Origin of the sequence: Streptomyces eurythermus (assembly GCF_014649115.1) — a bacterium.
GTDB lineage: Bacteria > Actinomycetota > Actinomycetes > Streptomycetales > Streptomycetaceae > Streptomyces > Streptomyces eurythermus.
Genome location: NZ_BMSK01000011.1, coordinates 119,076 through 138,435, shown reverse-complemented (window position 1 = coordinate 138,435; position 19,360 = coordinate 119,076). Strand labels below are relative to the sequence as shown.

Here is a 19,360-nt window from a genome sequence, read left to right as displayed (position 1 = left end):
ACGGTGTCCGCGCACCTGAACGGCACGCACGGCACCGCACGCTATGCACCCTGATTTCTCGCTGTATATGCGGGCAAATCAGATACCCCTTACTCCTGGGGGTCAAGGGGTCGCAGGTTCAAATCCTGTCGTCCCGACTGGAGACAGTCGCAGGTCAGGGCCGGTTTCGGAGACATCCGAAACCGGCCCTCGGCCGTTTCTGGTGGATCTCCGTGGCGGCGGAGTGGTGGGGCCGAGCCGTGTTGCGGGCCCGGCGCACCAGGATGGCCATGGTGAGGCGCTTGAGGCGCACCAGGAGGACGCCATGGGCCGTTTTCGGAGCACCGTACTGACGACCGGCGCGCTGCTCACCGCCGTGCTGCCGCTCACCGCGCCGACCGCCGCCCCGGTGACCCGGGCCGACACGCCGCTGCCGGCCGACGTGCCCACGGTCACCCAGGAACCGGGCCATCCCCTGATCCTCTATCCACGCCGGGCCGGGACAGCGGCGGCCTACTGCCCACAGGGCACCCGGCCCACCGGCGGAGGCGCCACGGTCCAGACGGACCCGGCCGCCGCCGTCTTCCTGTACGAGTCGGCCCCGCTGTCGAACGGCTGGCGGGTGCGGGCCTACAACAAGAGCGACGAGGCGCACACGGTGCACCCCCGGGTCATCTGTACGACGGACCCGTCCGTCACCCAGCAGATCGGCCCGGACGTCCCGGTCCAGCCCGGCGAGGGAGCCGAATACAGCACCGCGGAGTGCGGCACCCAATACACCGTGGGCGGCGGCGGCCAGGCCGGCGATCTGACCTTCCTGAGCATGCTGGACGTGCCCGGCTACCCGATGGCCAGGAGGTGGAACGCCCGGGCCAAGTACACGGACTTCGATCCGGACGCGCCCCCGTCGTTCGTCCGGGCCGTCGCTGCCTGCGCCGACACGCAGCCCACCTACGGCCGTAGCGACACCTCGAAACTGGCACCCGACGCCGTCGGCAGTGCCCACGCGGAATGCCCGGCCGGTAAGGTACCGCTGGGCGGCGGCGCCTCCGGCTCCCCGGACGTCCTCTTCAACGAGTCCGGCCCGACAGCGACGGGCTGGACCGTCCGGGCCACGAACACGGACCACTTCGGGCCCCGCTCGCTCTTCGTCACGGTGATCTGCACCGCTTAGTTCGCGCGCTCGACCCACATCGGGAGTTCGGCGAGACCGTTCATGACCGCGGTGTCGTGGAAACGCAGCTCTGACGGCTCCACGGTCAGGCCGAAGCTCGTCGTTCCCGAGAGGAACACGCGCAGGGCCTGCGCCGCAATGAGACGTGTGACCGGAATGCCCAGGCATGAATGCTTCCCGCGGCCGAAGGTCAGGTACTCGAAATCCCGGTCGCGAGTGGGGTCGAACCTGTGAGCGTCAGGAAGCACGGACGTGTCCCTGTTGCAGACGTCCACCCCGATGATGAGCAAGGTACCCGCGGGAACCGCGTACCCGCCTATCACGGACGACTCCTTCGTCATCCGGTAGATCCCCCGCGCGATCGGGCTCGCGTACCGCTGCACCTCATGGACGAGACCGGGCAGCAGCTTCTCGTCATCGCGCACGAGACTCTGGGTCTTCGGATCTTGCGCCAGGCAGAGGAGTCCATTCGTGATCAGCGCCGCCAACACCTCGACACCCGACAGCGCGAGCAGCCGAGTGTTCGCCGCGACCTGTCGGTCGTCGAGGGAGGGAAGCTCCGCCATCAGGTCCGACACGAGGTCATCGGCGGGGTCGGCACGCCTGTCGCCCACCCAGTCGACGAGCGTGGCGTCGAGCTCGCGCACCGGGCAGCCCTCGTACACCGCGGTCCTCAAGGCCGAGACGAGGTTCCCGTCGAGCCCGAGCAGGCGCGACATCACGCTGTCGGCGATGGGCACGCCGATCGACGCGACCGCGTCGAACCCTCCCAGGGCGAGGGCGCTCTCGACCACTTGCCGCACATCCTGGATCAGCTGGTCCGAGACATCGCGCACGCGGGTGTCGATGACCCTCCGGAGCGCGCGCCGTACCCGACGGTGCTCTTCCCCGTCGGTCTGGTTGACCGAGAAGACCGCCTCGGACGACGCGTCCGGATGCGGCTGGTCCGGCTCGTCGAAAACGCTCGCCATGAGTTCGCCCGCGCTGCCGTAGGTCTCGACGTCGGACAGGATGCGGGTGGCTTCGCGGTGATCGTTGACGAGCAGCCCCAGCCCGGCCGTACCCATGCGCATGGGGACGACGGCGGCGGCCGGGTCGCCCGGCCCTCGCAACACCGTCCGCTCGTCGAGCGTCCTGCGGAAGAGGACGTGGCCTTCAGACACACCAGACTCCTTGTCTCACGGCGATGCCCACACCGTGGTCGCCGGCACGAAAGACGAGGTCGTGCAGTTCGAGAGCGTCCAGACTGGCCGACTCGGCGGGGGTGAGCGTGCGCCCCCAGCGGCTCTCGTCGAGGACGGCCGCCGCCGGTTCCGAGCGGTCGACGTCGATGCGGCGGCGCCCCCCGTGGCGCGTGTCCTCCACGGCCAGGAACGTCGGGCCGCGCCGGACGACGAGGGATCCTCCCTGCCGCGCCGACCACGCGAAGGAGCCGTCCGGCCGCCGCGGCGGGTCGAGGTGGCAAAGGCCCCCGACCTTCAGGGCACCGCAGTCGCCGCTCCACGAAACCCGCAGACCGACCCCGCGGGCGTCACGGAGCAGCGCGATCAAGGAGACCAGTTCGGCGTCGCCCATCTCCGGCATGGCGAAGTGGCCGGCCAGCCGGATCCCGGCGTATCCCGACCGGCTCAGGGCGACGAGGTCCTCCCTGCTCCGCACGGAGTGGAGATCCACCGGCGCGAAGAGCCTCCGGCGGCTCGACCGCCGCTCTGCCGTCTGCTTCGTCACCAATGCAGTCCCGTCCTTCGTCACCAACGCAATCCCGTCGCGAGCGCCAGATAGGTGGAGTCCTCATGGAAGACGATGCCGAGCTCCGTCCAGTTCTCGACGAGCTCTTCGAGCTGTCCTTCCCGCACGGCGATCCCGAGCGAGCGCATCGCGGAAGCGAGCGCGGGAAGCGTCTTGCCCTTGGCCAGCGCCCGGTACGCCTCGGCTTCGAGACCCGGGCTCAGCACCAGCTCACGGGAGGGCCAGGCGGGCCGGTCGTCGATGACGACGAGCGAGTCGTCCGGCGCCGGCAGGACGACCAGCCGGGAGACCGGTGCGGTGGCCTTCCAGTTCGCGACCGCCTCGAGCAACAGCTCGCCCGTCTCGGGGGAGAGGCCGGCCGGCTTGGACTCGAACACGTAGACGAGGTCGTCGAGACCTTCCGCCACCCCCTCGTAAGCGCTCACCAGGTTGAGCGAGGGGCCGAGAGCCTGCAGACCGAGGGCGGGATCGTCGAAGTAGGGGCTGAAGCGTTCCAGTTTGATCGGGAACGCCCCGGCGGGCGGCGTCAGGTGATGGAGGGCCGGGAGTGAGTCGATCAACGCCTCGTAGTCGCTGTCCTGCTCCCCGGGGAAGCCCAGGAGGATGTTCCACGACGGGTAGATCCTGCAGGTGGCGCAGTCCCGCAGGAACCGCACGTTCTGCCACCCGGTCACCCCCTTGCGCATGATGCGCAGGATGGGCGTGCAGAGGCTCTCGATACCCGGCTGCAACTGCGTGAAGCCGGCGCGTGCGAGGGACTCCAGTTGGCTGAAGTTGAGGTTCGACTTCACCTCGGCGAACAGCCGGACGTCCCATTCGGCGGGCAGCGCCAGATCCGTGGTCAGCTGCACGACGTGCTCGGGCGCCAGAATGTTGTCGGAGAACACCAGGTCGAGCACGTTGTGCCGGCGGATGGCCCGGCCGGCCTCCGCCCGCACGCGCTCGGCGGGCTTCGCGCGATGGGTCATGGCCGACCCGTTCAGGCCGCAGAACGTGCAGTGGTGCTTCGCGCCCCACCAGCAACCGCGGCTGGCCTCCAGCGGAATCTTGACGTCGATGAACGGAGCGGCCGGAGACTTCCCCAGATCGCGGAAGTAGTGATCGTAGGTGGGCTCCGGCACCACGTTCATGGAGACGGGCGTCCGCCCGATGGGGTTGCTGACCGTGGTTCCGTCGGCGTCGGACCGCCAGCACAGGCCGGGCACGGTGTGCAGCGGCCCGTCGTCCTTCTTCCCGTCACCGCTACGGCATTCCGCGATGTGGGCGATGAGCGGCGCGATCGAGTGCTCCGCCTCCCCCCGGATCACGTAGTCGAACTCCGGGCGGGCGCGGTGGACCGCCGTGCCCTGGACGCCGTCGCAGTTCGCCCCGCCGAGGATCGTCACGACGTCCGGCCGCAGCTCCTTGACGCGGTGCGCGAGCGCGAACGAGGCGATGTTCTGGTCGAAGGTCGACGTCAGGCCCAGGACGTCGGCGCCCGACGCCACGAGGTCCCGGGCCAGCTCGTCGATGAAGGCGGGCGCCGCGCGGAACATCGCACAGTAGGCGTCGACGTGCTCGCTGTCGCGCACGAGGTCGTAGAAGCTTGTGTGGCGGGGGTCGACCCCGGGGCGGAAGCAGCTGGAGAAGACCCATTCGCCGACCCCGAACACCTCGGCGTCGACGATCAGCTCGTAGTGCCCGCGTTCGAGGCCCGCCTCCCGGACCAGATGGTCGAGCCACCGGATGTTGCCGTAGACGACGTCGAGCTTCTCGACCTCCCCGCGCCGCTCGAACAACGGGGCGATCGTGCTCAGAGCCAGGGAGGGCATGTCGACCACGGCCCAGGGCATGCAGACCAGCGCAACCGAAAGGGCGTCCTCGTGCACGACCGGCGGGGTGAGATCCGGCACCGGTTGTGTGTGCCCGATCTGCATCAGTTCCACTTCGGCTCCTCATCGATCGGGGGCGTTGTCCGAAACGGGCTGTTTCAGGATTCCTTCGGGCCGGCGGTCCGCTCGCTTTCGGTGGTCACGCGCGTTCCCCGGATGAGCACGGGGAGCCACAGGAGACACGCCAGCAGGGGGACCGCGGCGTAGACGGCCATGCCCGCGCTGGAGCCCAGTCCGCCCATGAGCGCGCCGAGGACGAGATAGCCGATGCCGATGAGCACCGACTCCACGAACGCGATCATCGACAGCAGGCTCGCCCGGTGGCGCGACGGCACCGCCTCGTTGAACACGTTGTCCACGAGCACGGCGGTGATCTCGGGAATTCCGACCAGGAGCAGGAACGCGGCGATGGTGACCCAGACGAGGCCGAGGCCGGTCAGACCGAGCGCCGCGGCGAGCGCCAGGAGGGACAGCGGGGCGATGATCCGGTACCCGACGCGCCGGTCGGCGCGGTCCGACAGCAGGGGAGTGAGGCCGCCGATGAAGAATCCCGCCGAGACGACCACACTGACCAGCGCGGTGCTCGCGCCCTGATCGGCGAGCGTCTTCTGGGTGAAGATGATGTACGGCGTCAGCGTGGCGTGCATCAGTCCGGACACCACGACGAGCGTCACGAGCGCCGGTGTGGCGACCCGGAGCATCGCCCGCCATGCCGTGGTGTCGCCGTGCTCCTTCCCGGCTCCGTCCTGCTTGTCCACCTCGTCCGCGCCGCGGATCTCGGGCACCCGGGCCAGCAGCACCAGTACGGCCACGACGAGGCACGACGCCGAAGCGGCGTAGACGATTCCCCAGGAGAACCGCTGCAACTGGCCGCCGAGGACGATGGCGAGCCCCGAGGTGACCGTCCCGAGCATGGTGAACCGGGACCTGATCCTGACGTAGCCGCTCGTCGCGCCACGGCGCACGAGCAGGTCGTACAGCAGGGCGGTGTCCGAACCGGACACGCAGGCCATGCCCACGCCCTGGCCGATGAACAGCGCCAGGAACAGCCAGTAGTCGGAGGTCGCGGCCTGACCGAGCAGGCATCCGGCCACCAGCACCTGGCCGATCACGATGCTGGCGCGCCTGCCGACCCGGTCGGCGATGATTCCCGTCGGCAGCTCCGCGAGTCCGCTGACCAGGAAGAGCAGGGTCTGGAGGACGGCCACCTGCCCGGCCGAGAAGCCTTGCTGGTAGAGGAAGATGACGAACACGCCGCGCTGGAACATCGAGTTGGAGAGCACGGCGTAGATGTAGAACGGACGCGTGACGCTTCGTGCCGCGTCGACCGCCGCCGATCCGTCAAGGACCTCCGTGGTGCCGGTCATGCTGCGGGTTCCCCCTGGTGTATCCGGTGGTCTGGGACGTTCTCCACCATCACGGGCGGACTCGGCTCCTGCTCGGCCTTGTTCACTTACCAGCTCACCGGCATTCCCTTGAGGCCGTATCCGAGCCCGTCGTCCATGAACGGGAGGTCGTCGAGGTCGACGGCCAGGGCCAGGGTCGGGATGCGCCGGAACAGGGCGGTGAACACGACCTGGAGCTCCAGGCGGGCCAGCGGCTGGCCGGTGCACTTGTGCGCACCGAACCCGAAGGCGAGGTGCCGGCCGGCGTCGCGGCGCAGGTCCAGCGTCTCCGGGTCGGGGAACACGCTCTCGTCGCGGTTGCCGATCTCCTCGGGGAGGATCAGGCCCTCGCCCGCGCGGATCAGCTGTCCGGCGATCTCGATGTCCTCCACGGCCACGCGGCGGCGGCCGGGCTGGACGGTGGTCAGGTAGCGCAGCAACTCGTCGACGGCGCCCGCGACTCCCGCTTCGTCGGCGTCCCGCAGCACGGCGATCTGGTCGGGATGGAGCAGCAGGGCCAGCGTGCCCAGCGCGATCATGCTGGCCGTGGTCTCGTGCCCCGAGATCAGCAGGAACAGGACCAGCATCACCAGTTCGTGCCGGTTCAGCTGGCCGGTGGCCAGGCGTTCGGTGGCGAGCTGGGACAGCAGGCCGTCATCGGGGTGGGCGAGCTTGTGGCCGATCAGCTTGGCCAGGTAGAGGTACAGCTCGCGCTCGGACTTGCTCGCGACCTCGGCCGGGACGTCGCTCTCGGTCACCGCCCTGATGGCGTGATGGAAGAAGTCGTGGTGCTGGTAGGGGACGCCGAGCACGTGGCAGATGACCCTGGACGGGATCGGCAGGGCGAACTCCGACACGAAGTCCGCCGGCTTGGGGCCGGCCAGCAGGGTGTCGATGCGGTCGTCGACGACCTGCTGGATCGTGGGCCGCAGCTTCTCGACCATGCGGGGGGTGAACGGCCGGGCGATCATCCGGCGCAGCCGGAGGTGCTCGGGGCCCTCCATGGCGGTCAGGAACTGGCCTTCGCTGTGGTGGTCGCGCAGGAACCGGGTGTGGAACGGGTAGCCCGGCTGCATCCAGTCGGCGCTCACCCGGCGGTCCGACAGCAGCGCGCACTGCTCCGCGTGGCGTGTCACCAGCCATGGAGTGCTGCCGTCCCACAGCCGGACCCGGACCAGCGGCGCCCGCTCCTGAAGCTCGGCGAGCCCGGGTGCCGGATCCAGCGGACAACCGGACGCCCGAGGCATCGGAAAGTACGGGATCGCCGTGAATTCCGGATCGGAAACGTTGGCCTGCGAAGACGTCACAATCCTAGCTCCGTTCCGAAGTCCCATAACGGAAGACACATGAACAATGGGGCCGATGCTCGCTGAATGGTGTGATCGTCGAATCGGCTTCCGCGGCCTGTGGATTCCGGTGCTCGATCTTCTTGCGTCACAGGGCGGAAAACCGGCCATACCGGCCTTCGCCCGGTGAAGGCGGGCACCGTCGATCGATGACCTCTCCGCTTGGCGCTGTTCCGACCCGAAGCACCCTACCCAGAATTGATCAAGCCCGGCAAGAGGCAGGAAGGCACTGAATCCGTCGCCCGGCGGAGATCGGGCATGTGTCCGAAACAATATTTCGGCGATGTGAAATGGCCCGAATCGCTCGGGTCGTCAGTGGTTCCCGCGTCGCGGAACAGCGCCCATCCGGAGCGGCGAGGTGCTCCTCCATGCTCCGGCGTGACAAGGGTCCTGACCTGGGCATTCGTGCCCTCCCGCGTCGACGGCCGGGGGAGGAGCGGAATCGAACGACCGGTGGGGGTCCCGCCGTTCGCCGACGGGAACCGGGATCGGATGCCGCATCGGATCAGGTGTGCGCTCACCATTGACAGGGCCTCAAGACCTGTATGGGATGGAGGCGTTGGTGCGAGTCGAGGTAAAGAAAGGACAATGATGACGCAGGAACTGCAGGAGCGTCCGGTGATCGCGATGACCGAGGCGGAGCCGGACATGGTGCTTTTCACCGATGGCGAAGGGTTTGACCTCGTCGACGACGTGGAGCTCATCTCCCTGTCGTCGGCCACCCTGGGTGCCATCGTCGCGCGGCGCTGCTGAACGCATCTGATGGCGACTCCGAAACGACTGGCCCTCTCATTTGCCGGGGAGGGCCAGGTGTCGGTCCGGTCGTCCACGCGGAACGTTCACGTGACGCTGGGCCGACCCCTGATCAATTCCGACGTCAATTCCCCTTTCTTCGTCCCTCTCGGACTTCTCTGCATTGCCTCGCCTTTGATGGCGCATGGCCACCCCACCGTCGTCGTCGACCTGGAGTACGAGCACCGGATCGGTGTCTTCGAGCCAGGTGACGACGACTGGCTCGACCAGACCTGCGAGCGCCTGCTCGCCGGCGATCCCGACGTGCTCGGCCTCACCTGCCTCGCGGACACCCTCCCGTCGTGCCTTCTCATCGGGCGCCGGGTCAAGCTGCTCCGGCCCGATGTCACGGTGGTGCTCGGTGGACCCGGGACGTTCGGTGTCTTCCCCGACGCCCTCCCGCGCTTCGCCGACTGCGTCGACTTCGTGTGCCGCGGCGAGGGAGAACTCGCGATCACCGCTCTCGCGGACGCCCTCGCCGACGGGACCGATCCCGCCGGGGTGCGCGGCTTCTGGTCGTGTGAGAACGGCCAGGTCGTGTCCAGCGGGCCGCAGCCGACCACGAACCTGAACCTCGTGCCGATGCCCGCGTACGACGCCGTCCCGATGGGCGACTACATCCGGCTCTCGACCCCGCACATCTTCGATGTGCACATCGGCTCGGGGTGCACCTATTCGTGCAAGTTCTGCATGACGTCGACGTTCTGGGACCGTGACTTCCGGATCAAGGACCCCGCGGTCATCCTCGAGGAGCTGCGGTTCCTGCACCGCGCCTACGGAGTCACCCAGTTCAACTTCCTGCACGACAATTTCGCCAACAAGCGCACGTATCTCGACGAGTTCGTGTCCTATTTCGCCGAGCACAACGACACCTTCGAGTGGGGCTGCGCGGTCAGGCCGGACAACGTCAATCCGTCCCTTCTGCGCCGTATGGCCGATGCGGGGTGCTTCAACATCTTCTGCGGCACGGACGCGGGATCGGAGAAGATCCTCAAGTCCATGCTGAAGATGCCCTCGACGAAGCGGACCTACGAGTTCTTCCGGTCCGCCCAGGAAGTCGGCATCCAGTTCGAGACGAACACGATCGTCGGGTACCCGGAGGAAGCCGCCGAAGACCTCGAGAAGTCCCTGGAGGTCGTGTTCGACGCGATCGCCTACGGGGCCGTCAACAGCGACCTCAGCGTGCTCCAGCCGCTTCCGGGTGCCGAGATCACCGATGAGTACCGGACCGAACTCGAACCGCTCGAGGGCGAACTCGACGTCATGGGAACCTTCCTCCCGCCGGACGTCCGCGCGCTCATCAAGGAAGAGGCGGAGATCTTCACCGGCTTCAGCTTCATCCGCAGCGGAAACCGGGAATACGACTACTACCAGGACGTGCTGCGCCTTTCACGGTACTTCACGCGCCGCTACTACCACCTGCTGCGCTTTTTGAAGCAGGGCGCGGGGCTCACGTACGTGGAAGTCATCGACGCGCTGCTGGAGCGGTCCGCCCTGCCGGTCGAGGAAGCGCTCGACGAGATTCTGGCGAAGCTGGACGGCGCGCACGCGCGAACCGCCAAGGCGCTGTTCACGTACGACTCGATGCTCGCGGAGTTCCGCGGCGACGAGGTCGAGGAAGAACTCGTCAACGTGTACCGGCGGCCCGCCACCGTGGAGGAGAAGCCGCATTTCCTGACCGCGGACCTCGACGTCGACGTCGTCGCGATGGTCTCCGACCCGAGGGAGATCACCTGGGAGCCGGAGCTGGACCGCCCGACCGTCGTGGTCGTGTACCGCGCGAGCGAGGCGGAGGTGTCGACTCTCCGTCTTACGCCGGCACAGGCCAAGATGTTCCAGGCCCTCATGCCGCGCGGGCCCGGGGAACGCGAAGCCCTCCTCGCCCAGGCCGCCCCCGGCCGGCTGCGTGAGGTCGCGACGGCGGTGGCGGGACTGTGTGCCCGGATCGACGCCTCGCCGGACGCCCCGGAGCGGACTCCGCTGTTGGCCGACAACCCCCTCCCGGCCACGTGAGCGCCATGCGCCCCGTCGTCGTCGAGGTGGACGACGACCCGATCCGATGGCACGGACCGACGGGAGGCGACTACCTGAGCCGCTGGTTCGCCTCGGCGAGCCAGCACAGCCGGCTCGACCTGCTCTGGGTCACGGACGACGGGCTCAGCCAGCACTACCGCGTCCAGCAGGGCGCGTCCTTCTCCGACGGGAGCCCGGTGCGTGCGAGCGATCACGCCCGGGCGATCCGGACCGCGCTCACGGTGCCGTCGCTCCAGCGGTTCCTGCTCGACATCCGCGCGGTCCGCACCTCGAAGGACACGCTCGTCATCGAGCTCCGCCGCCCGGTGCCGCACCTGCCCAGCCTGCTCCAGAGCGTCGACCTCGCTCCGATCTCACCGTGCGGACAGCTGTCCTCCGGCGCGTACCAGCGTGCCGTGCGCACCACCGACGACGAGTACTGGCTCGAACCCGTCAGGGCCGGTACACCACCCGTGCGGGTGCTCGTACGCCGGGATCCGCACGGTGCCCCGGAGCGGTTCCGGCGGGGCGAGGTCGACGTGACGTGCGCGACGGCGTTTCCGCTCGACCGCGTCACGGACTTCGCGGACAGCCGGGCGTTCCACACGGCACCGACCGCGATCGAGATGTGCCTGGAGGTCGTCCCCGACAGCCGGTCGGCGGTGCGGGACGCGGAGTTCCGCCGCCGGATCCTCGGCGCGCTCCGCTACGAGCGCCTGGTCGCCCGGTGCTGGAACGGCGTGGAGTCGGCGGCGCCCGACCACCACGTCGAAGCACCGCCCAGCACCGCCGGCGCCGGTGAACGCCTGCGCCTGGGGTACTGGGACTACTACCCCAACCTGGACGTGGCCGAAGAGGTCGCGGCCCAGCTGACCGAGAACCTCGGCGTCGAGGTCGAGCTGGCACCCGCCGACTTCGTCTCGGGCTCGGCACAGTCCTTCGACCTGCTCCTCGCCCTGCGGGGCCCGCTCTTCGCGGATCCGATCGGCGCCCTGGACCTGCTCGACCCGGCACGCCGCGACCCGGTCCTCGCGCCGCTGCTGCGCCGGCTGTCCGAGGACCCGGACGACGAGGACGCGGCCGACGAGCTGCGGCGAGCGGTGCGCGAGCAGTGCCCGGTCCTGCCGCTGCTGCGGCTCAGGGGCCACTGGCTGCAGCACGAGGCACTGGCGGGCCGGCCCTGGCCGTCGATGGACGCCGTGCGCTTCCCCCGCTTCAGCTGGAGCGCCGGTTCCCCCTGACCCCCGGCAAACGGTGATCTCGCTACGAAGGAAGGCCAGGGATGGCTGACGGAAGCGACCGCTACGTGCTCTCGCCTGCGGCGACCTGGTCCCGCGACGGCGACGAGCTGCGCGTCTTCTCCGACGACGTACTGCTGGTCCGGCGCTGCCCCGAAGCGATGTTCGCATGGCTCGAAGCGGTCTGCGACGACCCGCTCGGCCTCCCGGTGCCGAGCGGAAGGAACACGGACGCCATCGTGCGCACGCTCCTTCGGCTCCGTCTCGTCGTCGCACCGTTCGACCGCTCGTGGCAGTCGTCCGCCTGGCGGAACCAGGTCGAGTACTTCGCGGCCCTGGGACTGGACGCCGGCGCGGCACAGGAACGGCTGCGCGCGGCGCACGTGACCGTGCTCGGCGTCGGCGGCATCGGCGGTGTGGTGCTGGCCGAGCTGGTGGGCGCGGGCGTGGGCGGACTCACGCTCGTGGACGGCGACCGGGTCGCGCTGGAGAACCTGAACCGCCAGTACCTCTACCGGCGTCGTGACATCGGCCGGCCAAAGGTCGACGCGGCCGGCGAGTGGGTGCGTGAGCGCCTCCCCGAAGCGGAGCTGACCACCGCCATGGAGACCATCACGACCAGCGAGGCCCTGGTGCCGCACCTGCGCGAGGGCGGGTTCCTCGTCGTGGCGGCCGACCGTCCCGCGTCGCTGCCGGAACTGTGCGCCCAGGCGTGTCTGGAGCGCGGAGTGTCGATGATCACGGGCGGCTGCGGCCTCCGGGCGGGATCGAGCGGGCCGCTGATCCGGCCCGCCGGCGTCCCGGCCTTCCTCGCGTCGCTCCAGGAGGCGAAGGCCGCGGCCGGAACCGCGGTCACGCCGATGGCGGCCTCGTTCGGCCCGGTCAACACGCTGGTGGGCGCGACGATGGGCCGGGATCTCATCTTCGGCATACTCGGTGTGAGCGCCAGAACGACTTCGCACCGCGTCGAGCTGCTGGGGACGGCCCTGACCTGAGAGTGCGCGTGCGCTGGTCGAGACCGCGTCGCACCATGTGCGTGCCGGGTCAGGTCCATGCCTGGCGTTCCTGGCCGCGAGGGTCGTCGATCCGGGTCCAGTCGGCGTCGACACGCATGGTGGCCCGGCGCACGGTGTCGTACGGGTCCCAGCGGGGATCGCCTCACCGTCCGGCAGCACAGCCTGCGTCCCCCGCAGGACGAGGAACGGCACATCGTGCTCGCCATCGCCGAATCCGGCTCCCCGTCACAGGCCGCCCTCCGCCTGCTCACCCGGGCGACCGCCCCGCCGGCCCGTCAGCGGTGAGGCGCCGGCGACGTGTGCCGGGAACACCGGACGGCCCGCATGGCCCGGCCCGGGGCTCGTACGAGATGGCGAACTGCTCGGCCGGTGCCGGGACTGAACGCCGACGGGCTGGTCGAAGCCGCCTGGCCTCGTATGAAGGAGCGGACGCGGACGGAGACCTTGCGCATGCTGGACGGCTACGGGGTGCGGCTGCGCGGCAGCAACCGGCGTTGACGGACGGCCGGGCAGCTGGTCAGCGGAACAGACCCGCGCCGAGGGGGCGTTGGCGGTCGAAGCCGGGGAGGATGAGGAAGGTCGCGCCGGCGGTGGTCGTGGTGTAGCGCAACAGCGCGTCGGAGCCGTCCATGTGGGCCAGCGTTTTCGTGAAGGTGCGCAGGTCGTTCTGGAAGCTGATGAAGAGCAGGCCGGGAGTGGGCCCGTCGGTGCTGTAGGAACGGCGGAGCATGAGGCCGACACCGACCACGCCCGGATGGGCCCGGCGGACGTGGGCGTCGGCCGGGACCAGGTAGCGTCCGTCCGGTGTCTTGGCGCCGAGGTCCGGGTCCGTGGCGGAGGTTCCGCCGGACAGGGGCGCACTGGTGGCTCTCCGCCGGCCGAGGACCGCCTCCTGCTCGGCCACGGAGAGCGCGGCGAACCCCGGCAGGTCGAGTTCCATGCGCCGTACCACGGCGATCGTGCCGCCGGCGACCGGAGCGGGTCCGGCCAGCCACAGATGGCGTCGCTGTTCGGCCGTCGTGTGCGGGCCCACGATGCCGTCGACGAAACCGAGCAGGTTGCGTGGCGCGGAGACGTCCTCGGCCACCCGGACGTCCGGGCCGCGGCGTCCGGACTGCCGCCAGCGTTCACGGATCCGGTCCCCGGCCTGCCCCAGCAGCGCGGCGGCGACGACCGGTAACAGCAGGGGGTCGCCGGCGCAGATCTGCACCAGCAGGTCCCCGCCATGCGACCGCGGGGCGATCCGCTCGCGGGAGAACCGGGGCAGGTCCGCCGCGCCGGGCAGGGCGGGACCGGCCCCGCGCACCAGCCGTGGCCCCACCCCGATCGTCACGGTGAGATCGCCCGGCGCCAAGCCCAGCAGGCGCGGATCGGTCCCCGCGGTGAGCGTGAGGACGGCCTCGCCGAGTTCGGCCAGCAGCGGGCCGACGGCCACGCCGTCACCGACATCGGCCACCACCGCCAGGAGGTTCGGCTGGGCCGTTCGCGGGAGCGTGACGCCCGCCTGGTGACGACCGGTGGGGGAGACCCGTGCGGTGGGCGCGGGGGACGGGGGGCGGTCCTGCCGGACCGCGGGCGATTCGCACCCCGCCGTGAGTCCGGTGGCCGCCACGGCCCCACCGGCGCCGATGAACGCGCGGCGTGACGGGCGGGGTTCGGCTCGGCTCACGATGTGCAGGATGCCATATCCCTTCCGGCCGGGGCGAGTTGACCGGACCCGCGGCGGGCCGGCTTCATGCCAGGATGAGGCCATGCCTCGTCTCCGTCTTCGTGTGATGGCCGCGTCATTGAGCACCCTGGCATGCGTACTGGCGGGCTGCGGGTCCGGCGACGACGGGCCGGACCACGGCCGGCGCCCCGACGGGGCGCACGTGACCATCAGGGTGCCGGCCGACGCCCCGACGATCTCGGACGCGGTGTCCCTCGCCCACCCCGGTGACCTGGTCCTGGTCGCACCGGGCGTCTACCACGAGTCGGTGAAGGTCGCCACGCCTCGGGTCACCCTCCGGGGCGAGTCCCGGGACAAGGTCGTCATCGACGGGCGGACGCGGCAGCCGAACGGCATCGTCGTCTCCGCGCCCGGAGTGGCCGTGCAGAACCTGACCGTGCGCGACAACACGCAGAACGGGGTCCTGGTCACCGGTTCCGCGAAGGCGGCCGCCGGGCTGCCGGGGCGTGCCGGGGGCTACGACACCGGCGACGAGCCGGTCACCTTCCTGAAGTCGTTCCTGGTCTCCCATGTGACCGCCACCCGCAACGGCCTGTACGGCATCTACGCGTTCTCCGCGCAGAACGGTGTCATCGAGCACTCGTACGCCTCGGGCGCGGCCGACTCGGGCATCTACGTCGGCCAGTGCAAGCCCTGCCGCATCGTGGTACGGGACAACATCGCCGAGCTCAACGCGGTCGGTTACGAGGGCACCAACGCCGGCGGGGACATGTACGTGGTCGGCAACCGCCTCGTCGGCAACCGGGTCGGACTCACCACCAACTCCGACCACCAGGAGAAACTGCTCCCCCAGCGGGACGCCGTCATCGCGGGCAACCTGATCGCCGCCAACCAGCAGCGGGCCACCCCGCAACAGGCCGACGGCGGATGGGGCACCGGCATCGGAATCGACGGCGGCAGCGACAACCGGTTCCTGCGCAACCGCGTCACCGGCAACAGCACCGCCGGGCTGGTGATCACCGCGACCGCCGACATCCCTCCGGTCGGCAACCGCATCGAGGACAACACCTTCGACGGCAACGGCGTCGACGTCGGCTGGACGTTCCCCACCGCCACCCGGGGACGGGGCAACTGCCTGCGCGGCAACGAACTGGACAGCACCGTGCCCGCCCGGCTCGCGACGACCGCGGCCTGCCCGCTGCCCGCCGGGGCGTCCTCGCCGGCCGGCACCTGGGCGGCGCCGGCGGCACCCGGTGGCATCCCGTTCACCGAGGTCGCCCCGCCCGGTCCGCAGCCGCAGTTCCCCCACGCGGCGACTACGGGCGCCACCGCCGTCCCGGCCGTTCCGGCCCTGCCCGAGACGGCGGACGTCCCCCTGCCGCCGGTGTCCCTGCTCGCCGCGCACGCGCGGGTACGGACACCCTGACCGACGGCTACCGGGCCGGGGTCACCCCGGGCACCGGCTCGACCGGAACGTACTTCCCGGTGTCGAAGGCGATGACCACCGGCTGCTCCTCGGACTCCACGCGGACCCGGACCCGGTACATGGTGCCGTCCGGGCCGATCCAGTAGCGCACGTTGCCCGCCGTACCGGAGCGGTCGGGGGAGGACGGCCCGGTCATGACGTCCACCCGGTGCCCGTCCACCTGGTCCCGTCCCCACCACGCCGCCCCGTTCTGCGGCAGCAGCTCGGCGTTGTCCGGCCGGTCGCTGCCGAGCTTGAGCGCGATGGCCAGCGAACTGTCCAGCGCGCTGCCGGACGCCTGGAGCGGACGGTCGTACCAGCCCGAGCCGGGCGGTGACGCGGGGGCGTGCGCCGGAGCGTGCGCCATCGGGTGGACGTGCACGGAGGTGGCCGTCCACTGGATCAGCCCGTCGCTGGATGTGTCGCGCCCGGAGCCGCGTACCACGCCGTACCCGACCTGGCCCCGGTAGTCGACGGACCCGGTCACGGTCAGCCCGCCGGCGGTGCCCGGCACGGTGATGGTCACCGCGCGGCCCCGCGCCTCGTAGTTGCGGAACCGGGTGATGGCCAGCCGGTTCGCCTCGTCCTCGGTGAGCGCGCGCGGACCGCTCGTGTCCGGGCCGCCGCCGGCGAGGAGGAACACGGCCGCCGCGACGGCCGCCAGGCCGGCGGCGGCAGCCGCCCAGTGCGGCCACCGCCATCGGCCCCGGCCGGGCGCGCGGCCCGGTGGGGCCTGCCGGATTCTCCCGCCGCGCACGCGGTTCGACACTGGCACTTGGCTGCTTCACCCTCTCGATCATCACCACCCCGGCCGGGCGGGGTGCCGGCGGACGACACCAAGGCCGGCCCTCGCCGGGCCGGCCGGGACGTGATCCGCCCGTTCGCGCCGTCCGGATGGCGGACGGGCGGATCGCGGACGGGCGGATCACTGTGGTGCGGTGCGTTTCAGTGGTGCGGTGCGTTCAGTGCTGCCGGGCGCGACGACTCCGGGTCACGAACGCGATGACCAGGCCCGTGCCCACCAGCAGACCGGCGAGGCCGATCAGTGTCGGCACCCCGGACATACCGGTGTTCGCCATCGAACCGCCGCCACCGCCCGGGGCCGGGTTGGCCGGCGGCACCGGCGACGGCGGTGCCGGGACCGGAGGCGAGGCCGGCGGGGAGCTCGGGGCGGGCGTCGGGGTCGGGGTCGGTGTCGGCGTCGGGCTGGGGGTCGGGGTCGGGGTCGGGCTGGGGGATTCCTTCGGGATGTACACCCCGGCGTCGATGGTGTGGTCGACGCCGCCCGGCTTGTCCGGGGCGGTGACGGGTGCGTAGCCGTTGCACAGCTCCCCGGTGGTCGGCGGGGTCACATTGGAGTCGTGCGCCCGGTTGTCACCGGCCCGTGGGAGCGTGAACCGCAGTTCGCTCGCCGCAGGCTGCTCGGGCACCTGGCTGGTGTCCGCGGTGCATACGTCGAACTGCACCGTGTACTTCGCGCCGGGCGTGAGCTGGTACGCGGCGCCCACACCGCCGAAGTAGTACTCGCCGGCCGCGTTGGTCCTGGTCGTGGCGACCTGTTCGCCGTTCGCGTCCAGCAGGTTGATGGTCGCTCCCGGCAGCAGTACGTGCCCCGGGTCCTGGATCCCGTTGTGGTCGCCGTCGAACCACACGACGTTGCCGATCTGGATCGGCGCGTTCGCCGCCGCGTACGCGATGTCACCGAGCCCGCCGGCCTTGCCGAAACCGCCCTGGCTCGCGCTGACGAACTGGTACCCGTTCTCCTTCGGGGCGTTGCCCGGGCCCTGACCGGACGTGATGTCGTGGTACCCGGTCCCCGAGGTCGCGACGTCCACGACCGGGTCGAACTCGGTGCTCACCACCCACTGTTGCTGCGGGATGTAGGCGACGGACCCCAGCGCGGTCTCCTGGTGGGCGTTGGCGAAGGAGTCGCCCGGGAAGTATTCGACGACGTCGGCGGGCTGGCCGGCGTTGTTGGCGGGAGTGGCGTTGCTGGGGCAGCTTCCGGTGCCTTCCCACTGGTATTCACCGGTGGGAGTGGCGCAGACCATGGTGATGTCACCACCGGACATGGCACGTTCCTGCTCGTTGTTGCCCGGGCGGGGGTCCAGCCCTCCCCAGCTGAGCACGTCCATGAACCGGTCGCGGAAGCCCAGGATCATCGAGCCGTCCCGGGCGAAGGCGAGGGAGGCCAGCTCCGGCTGCGGGTCGATGAAGACGTTGCCCGCCTTGCGGTCGTCCCATGTGTCCAGGCCGGTGTTCCAGGGGTTCCAGTGGGTGGCGCGGTCGCCGGAACCGAAGACGCTGCCGCGTTCGTACGTGAGCGGGTGGCTCAGCACCGTGGTGAACCGCTTGCCGTCGAAGGTGGCGACGACGGCCTTCAGGTCCTCGCGGTCCTGCGTGCTCTCCGCGCTGCACACGCCGCCGACGTAGAGCGTGTTGTCGTGGGTCTGGAGCCCGAACGGCCGCCAGTCGGCGCGGTTCGCGCACCCCGGGTCCGGGATCGGGACCGTCGACTTGGGCGCGGAGGCGGTGGCGCCGGTCGCGTCGAAGCTCACCAGGCTGCGGGTCCGCAGGTTCACCGCGTACAGCGTGGTGCCGTCCTCCGACAGGGCCAGGCCGCCGATGCTCTCCTTGCCGGGCGCGTCGGTGAACCCGCCGTCCTTGATCATGTTGTCGGCGTCGTGCCGCGTCACCGTGGCGTCCGGCACCCGCGCGAACAGCTTCGGGGCACCCGAGCCGTCGACGGGCACCGTGTAGATCGCGCCCCCGCCCTGCGGCCCGTACGGGGTGTACCGGCGGGCGAACGCGCTCTGGAACAGCCGGGTCCGGTACGTGTCGTACGCCAGCCCGAACGTCGTACCCACCTGGTCCTGAGTGGCCAGCGTGGTCGGGCACGCCGCGTCGGTGGGACACGTGCGCCGGACCCCCGTGCCGAACGCCACCAACGCCCGGTTGTCGTTCCCGTTCGCGCCGTTGTGGACCGGCACGAAGTACCGGGTGTCCGGCAGCGCGTAGTCGGCCGGATCCCACACCCCGGTCACGACCGAGGCGTCCTTCCCGTCCGACACGTCCACGAACGACGTGAAGCTGTCGAAGTGGTTCTCCGCCGTCGACGCGGGCGCCGCCCGCAGATAGCGGCGGTACGGCTCCGGGACGCTGACGTCGACGCGGTACCGGCCGCCGTCGAGCGCGGCCGTTCCCGACACCACGACCTTTCCGGTGGTGTCCGTGACACCGGCGACCCGGTGCCCGGCGGGATCGGAGACCTCCACCCTGATGCCCCGCTGTGGCACGTCCATCGCCGTGTTGATCACGCCGGTGCCGAAGAAGTCACGCAGTACCTGGACCGTCAGCGTGCCGTCGTCGGCGGCGGCGGTGGCCGTTCCGGTCGTCGCCCCGGCGGCGGCGCCCGCCAGTAAGAGGAGGGACAAGCCGGTGCGCGCCAGCGGCTTCGCGAGCCCCCCGGCCGCCCGGCGCGAGTCTCTGCCGACTCGGTTCATGGCATCACACTCCACACTTCCTCTGTCTTGAAATCGAAGCCCCCGTGTCTTGAAAACGAAGCCCCCGGGGCAAAGAAAAAGGGCCCGCGCCGCTGTGCGTGGGCCGCTTTTATGGTGATCGCCGGAGGATATCGCTGGTGAGCCGTAAGGAGTGCGGGCC

General features: G+C 70.4%; 15 protein-coding genes and 1 pseudogene. 7 read left to right on the top strand and 9 right to left on the bottom strand.

Features of this window, described 5'->3' with window-relative positions; genetic code table 11:
• Nucleotides 1-304 precede the first annotated feature (304 nt).
• Nucleotides 305-1,153 (top strand): hypothetical protein, encoded by an 849-nt coding sequence (locus IE251_RS21915; protein ID WP_189754705.1) that lies wholly within the window; start codon nucleotides 305-307, stop codon nucleotides 1,151-1,153.
• Here the strand turns inward: IE251_RS21915 and IE251_RS21910 are convergent.
• The 5 genes from IE251_RS21910 to IE251_RS21890 all read right to left on the bottom strand — a co-directional run bounded on the left by IE251_RS21910 (nucleotide 1,150) and on the right by IE251_RS21890 (nucleotide 7,405).
• Nucleotides 1,150-2,316, bottom strand: coding sequence for a cytochrome P450 (locus IE251_RS21910; protein WP_189754704.1), 1,167 nt, complete (start codon nucleotides 2,314-2,316; stop codon nucleotides 1,150-1,152). The genes IE251_RS21915 and IE251_RS21910 overlap by 4 nt on opposite strands.
• Entirely contained in the window at nucleotides 2,309-2,812 is a 504-nt protein-coding gene (locus tag IE251_RS21905) for a DUF5825 family protein (protein ID WP_189754703.1), read from the bottom strand. The genes IE251_RS21910 and IE251_RS21905 overlap by 8 nt, the downstream gene beginning before the upstream one ends.
• Before the next feature lie 89 nt (nucleotides 2,813-2,901).
• Nucleotides 2,902-4,818: a RiPP maturation radical SAM C-methyltransferase gene (locus IE251_RS21900; protein WP_229896895.1), complete on the bottom strand. Its 1,917-nt coding sequence runs from the start codon at nucleotides 4,816-4,818 to the stop codon at nucleotides 2,902-2,904.
• A gap of 53 nt (nucleotides 4,819-4,871) precedes the next feature.
• Nucleotides 4,872-6,140: an MFS transporter gene (locus tag IE251_RS21895; protein ID WP_189754701.1), complete on the bottom strand. Its 1,269-nt coding sequence runs from the start codon at nucleotides 6,138-6,140 to the stop codon at nucleotides 4,872-4,874.
• Between the two features lie 86 nt (nucleotides 6,141-6,226).
• Nucleotides 6,227-7,405, bottom strand: coding sequence for a cytochrome P450 (locus IE251_RS21890; protein ID WP_189754700.1), 1,179 nt, complete (start codon nucleotides 7,403-7,405; stop codon nucleotides 6,227-6,229).
• Between the two features lie 687 nt (nucleotides 7,406-8,092).
• On the opposite strand from IE251_RS21890, the gene IE251_RS21885 reads away from it, so the two are divergent.
• Genes IE251_RS21885 through IE251_RS21870 form a run of 4 tightly spaced genes read left to right on the top strand, consistent with a single transcriptional unit; the run spans nucleotide 8,093 to nucleotide 12,542 of the window.
• A complete protein-coding gene (locus IE251_RS21885; RefSeq protein ID WP_189754699.1) occupies nucleotides 8,093-8,257 on the top strand; it encodes a hypothetical protein in 165 nt (54 codons plus the stop codon).
• A gap of 9 nt (nucleotides 8,258-8,266) precedes the next feature.
• Nucleotides 8,267-10,309 (top strand): B12-binding domain-containing radical SAM protein, encoded by a 2,043-nt coding sequence (locus IE251_RS21880; RefSeq protein WP_267925909.1) that lies wholly within the window; start codon nucleotides 8,267-8,269, stop codon nucleotides 10,307-10,309.
• A gap of 5 nt (nucleotides 10,310-10,314) precedes the next feature.
• Nucleotides 10,315-11,550 carry a periplasmic substrate-binding domain-containing protein gene (locus IE251_RS21875; RefSeq protein ID WP_189754697.1) on the top strand — a complete coding sequence of 412 codons (1,236 nt, stop codon included), beginning with the start codon at nucleotides 10,315-10,317 and terminating at the stop codon, nucleotides 11,548-11,550.
• A 41-nt stretch (nucleotides 11,551-11,591) separates the two neighbouring features.
• Nucleotides 11,592-12,542, top strand: coding sequence for a ThiF family adenylyltransferase (locus tag IE251_RS21870; RefSeq protein WP_189754696.1), 951 nt, complete (start codon nucleotides 11,592-11,594; stop codon nucleotides 12,540-12,542).
• Nucleotides 12,543-12,591: 49 nt separating this feature from the next.
• Here IE251_RS21870 and IE251_RS41115 read toward each other — a convergent pair.
• A pseudogene (locus IE251_RS41115) lies at nucleotides 12,592-12,705 on the bottom strand (carboxylesterase family protein); the annotation flags it as partial.
• Between the two features lie 227 nt (nucleotides 12,706-12,932).
• Between IE251_RS41115 and IE251_RS41725 the strand changes: the two are divergent.
• On the top strand, nucleotides 12,933-13,061 hold the full coding sequence (locus IE251_RS41725) for a hypothetical protein (RefSeq protein WP_267925907.1): 129 nt from the start codon (nucleotides 12,933-12,935) through the stop codon (nucleotides 13,059-13,061).
• Nucleotides 13,062-13,080: 19 nt separating this feature from the next.
• Here IE251_RS41725 and IE251_RS21865 read toward each other — a convergent pair whose 3' ends face one another.
• Entirely contained in the window at nucleotides 13,081-14,232 is a 1,152-nt protein-coding gene (locus IE251_RS21865) for a Dyp-type peroxidase (RefSeq protein ID WP_189754695.1), read from the bottom strand.
• Between the two features lie 82 nt (nucleotides 14,233-14,314).
• Here IE251_RS21865 and IE251_RS21860 point away from each other — a divergent pair, with 82 nt between their 5' ends.
• On the top strand, nucleotides 14,315-15,658 hold the full coding sequence (locus tag IE251_RS21860; protein WP_189754694.1) for a right-handed parallel beta-helix repeat-containing protein: 1,344 nt from the start codon (nucleotides 14,315-14,317) through the stop codon (nucleotides 15,656-15,658).
• A 7-nt stretch (nucleotides 15,659-15,665) separates the two neighbouring features.
• Here IE251_RS21860 and IE251_RS21855 read toward each other — a convergent pair whose 3' ends face one another.
• Both IE251_RS21855 and IE251_RS21850 read right to left on the bottom strand, forming a co-directional pair.
• A complete protein-coding gene (locus tag IE251_RS21855; protein WP_189754837.1) occupies nucleotides 15,666-16,361 on the bottom strand; it encodes a hypothetical protein in 696 nt (231 codons plus the stop codon).
• Between the two features lie 298 nt (nucleotides 16,362-16,659).
• Nucleotides 16,660-19,200: an SdrD B-like domain-containing protein gene (locus tag IE251_RS21850; RefSeq protein ID WP_189754693.1), complete on the bottom strand. Its 2,541-nt coding sequence runs from the start codon at nucleotides 19,198-19,200 to the stop codon at nucleotides 16,660-16,662.
• Nucleotides 19,201-19,360: the final 160 nt, after the last annotated feature.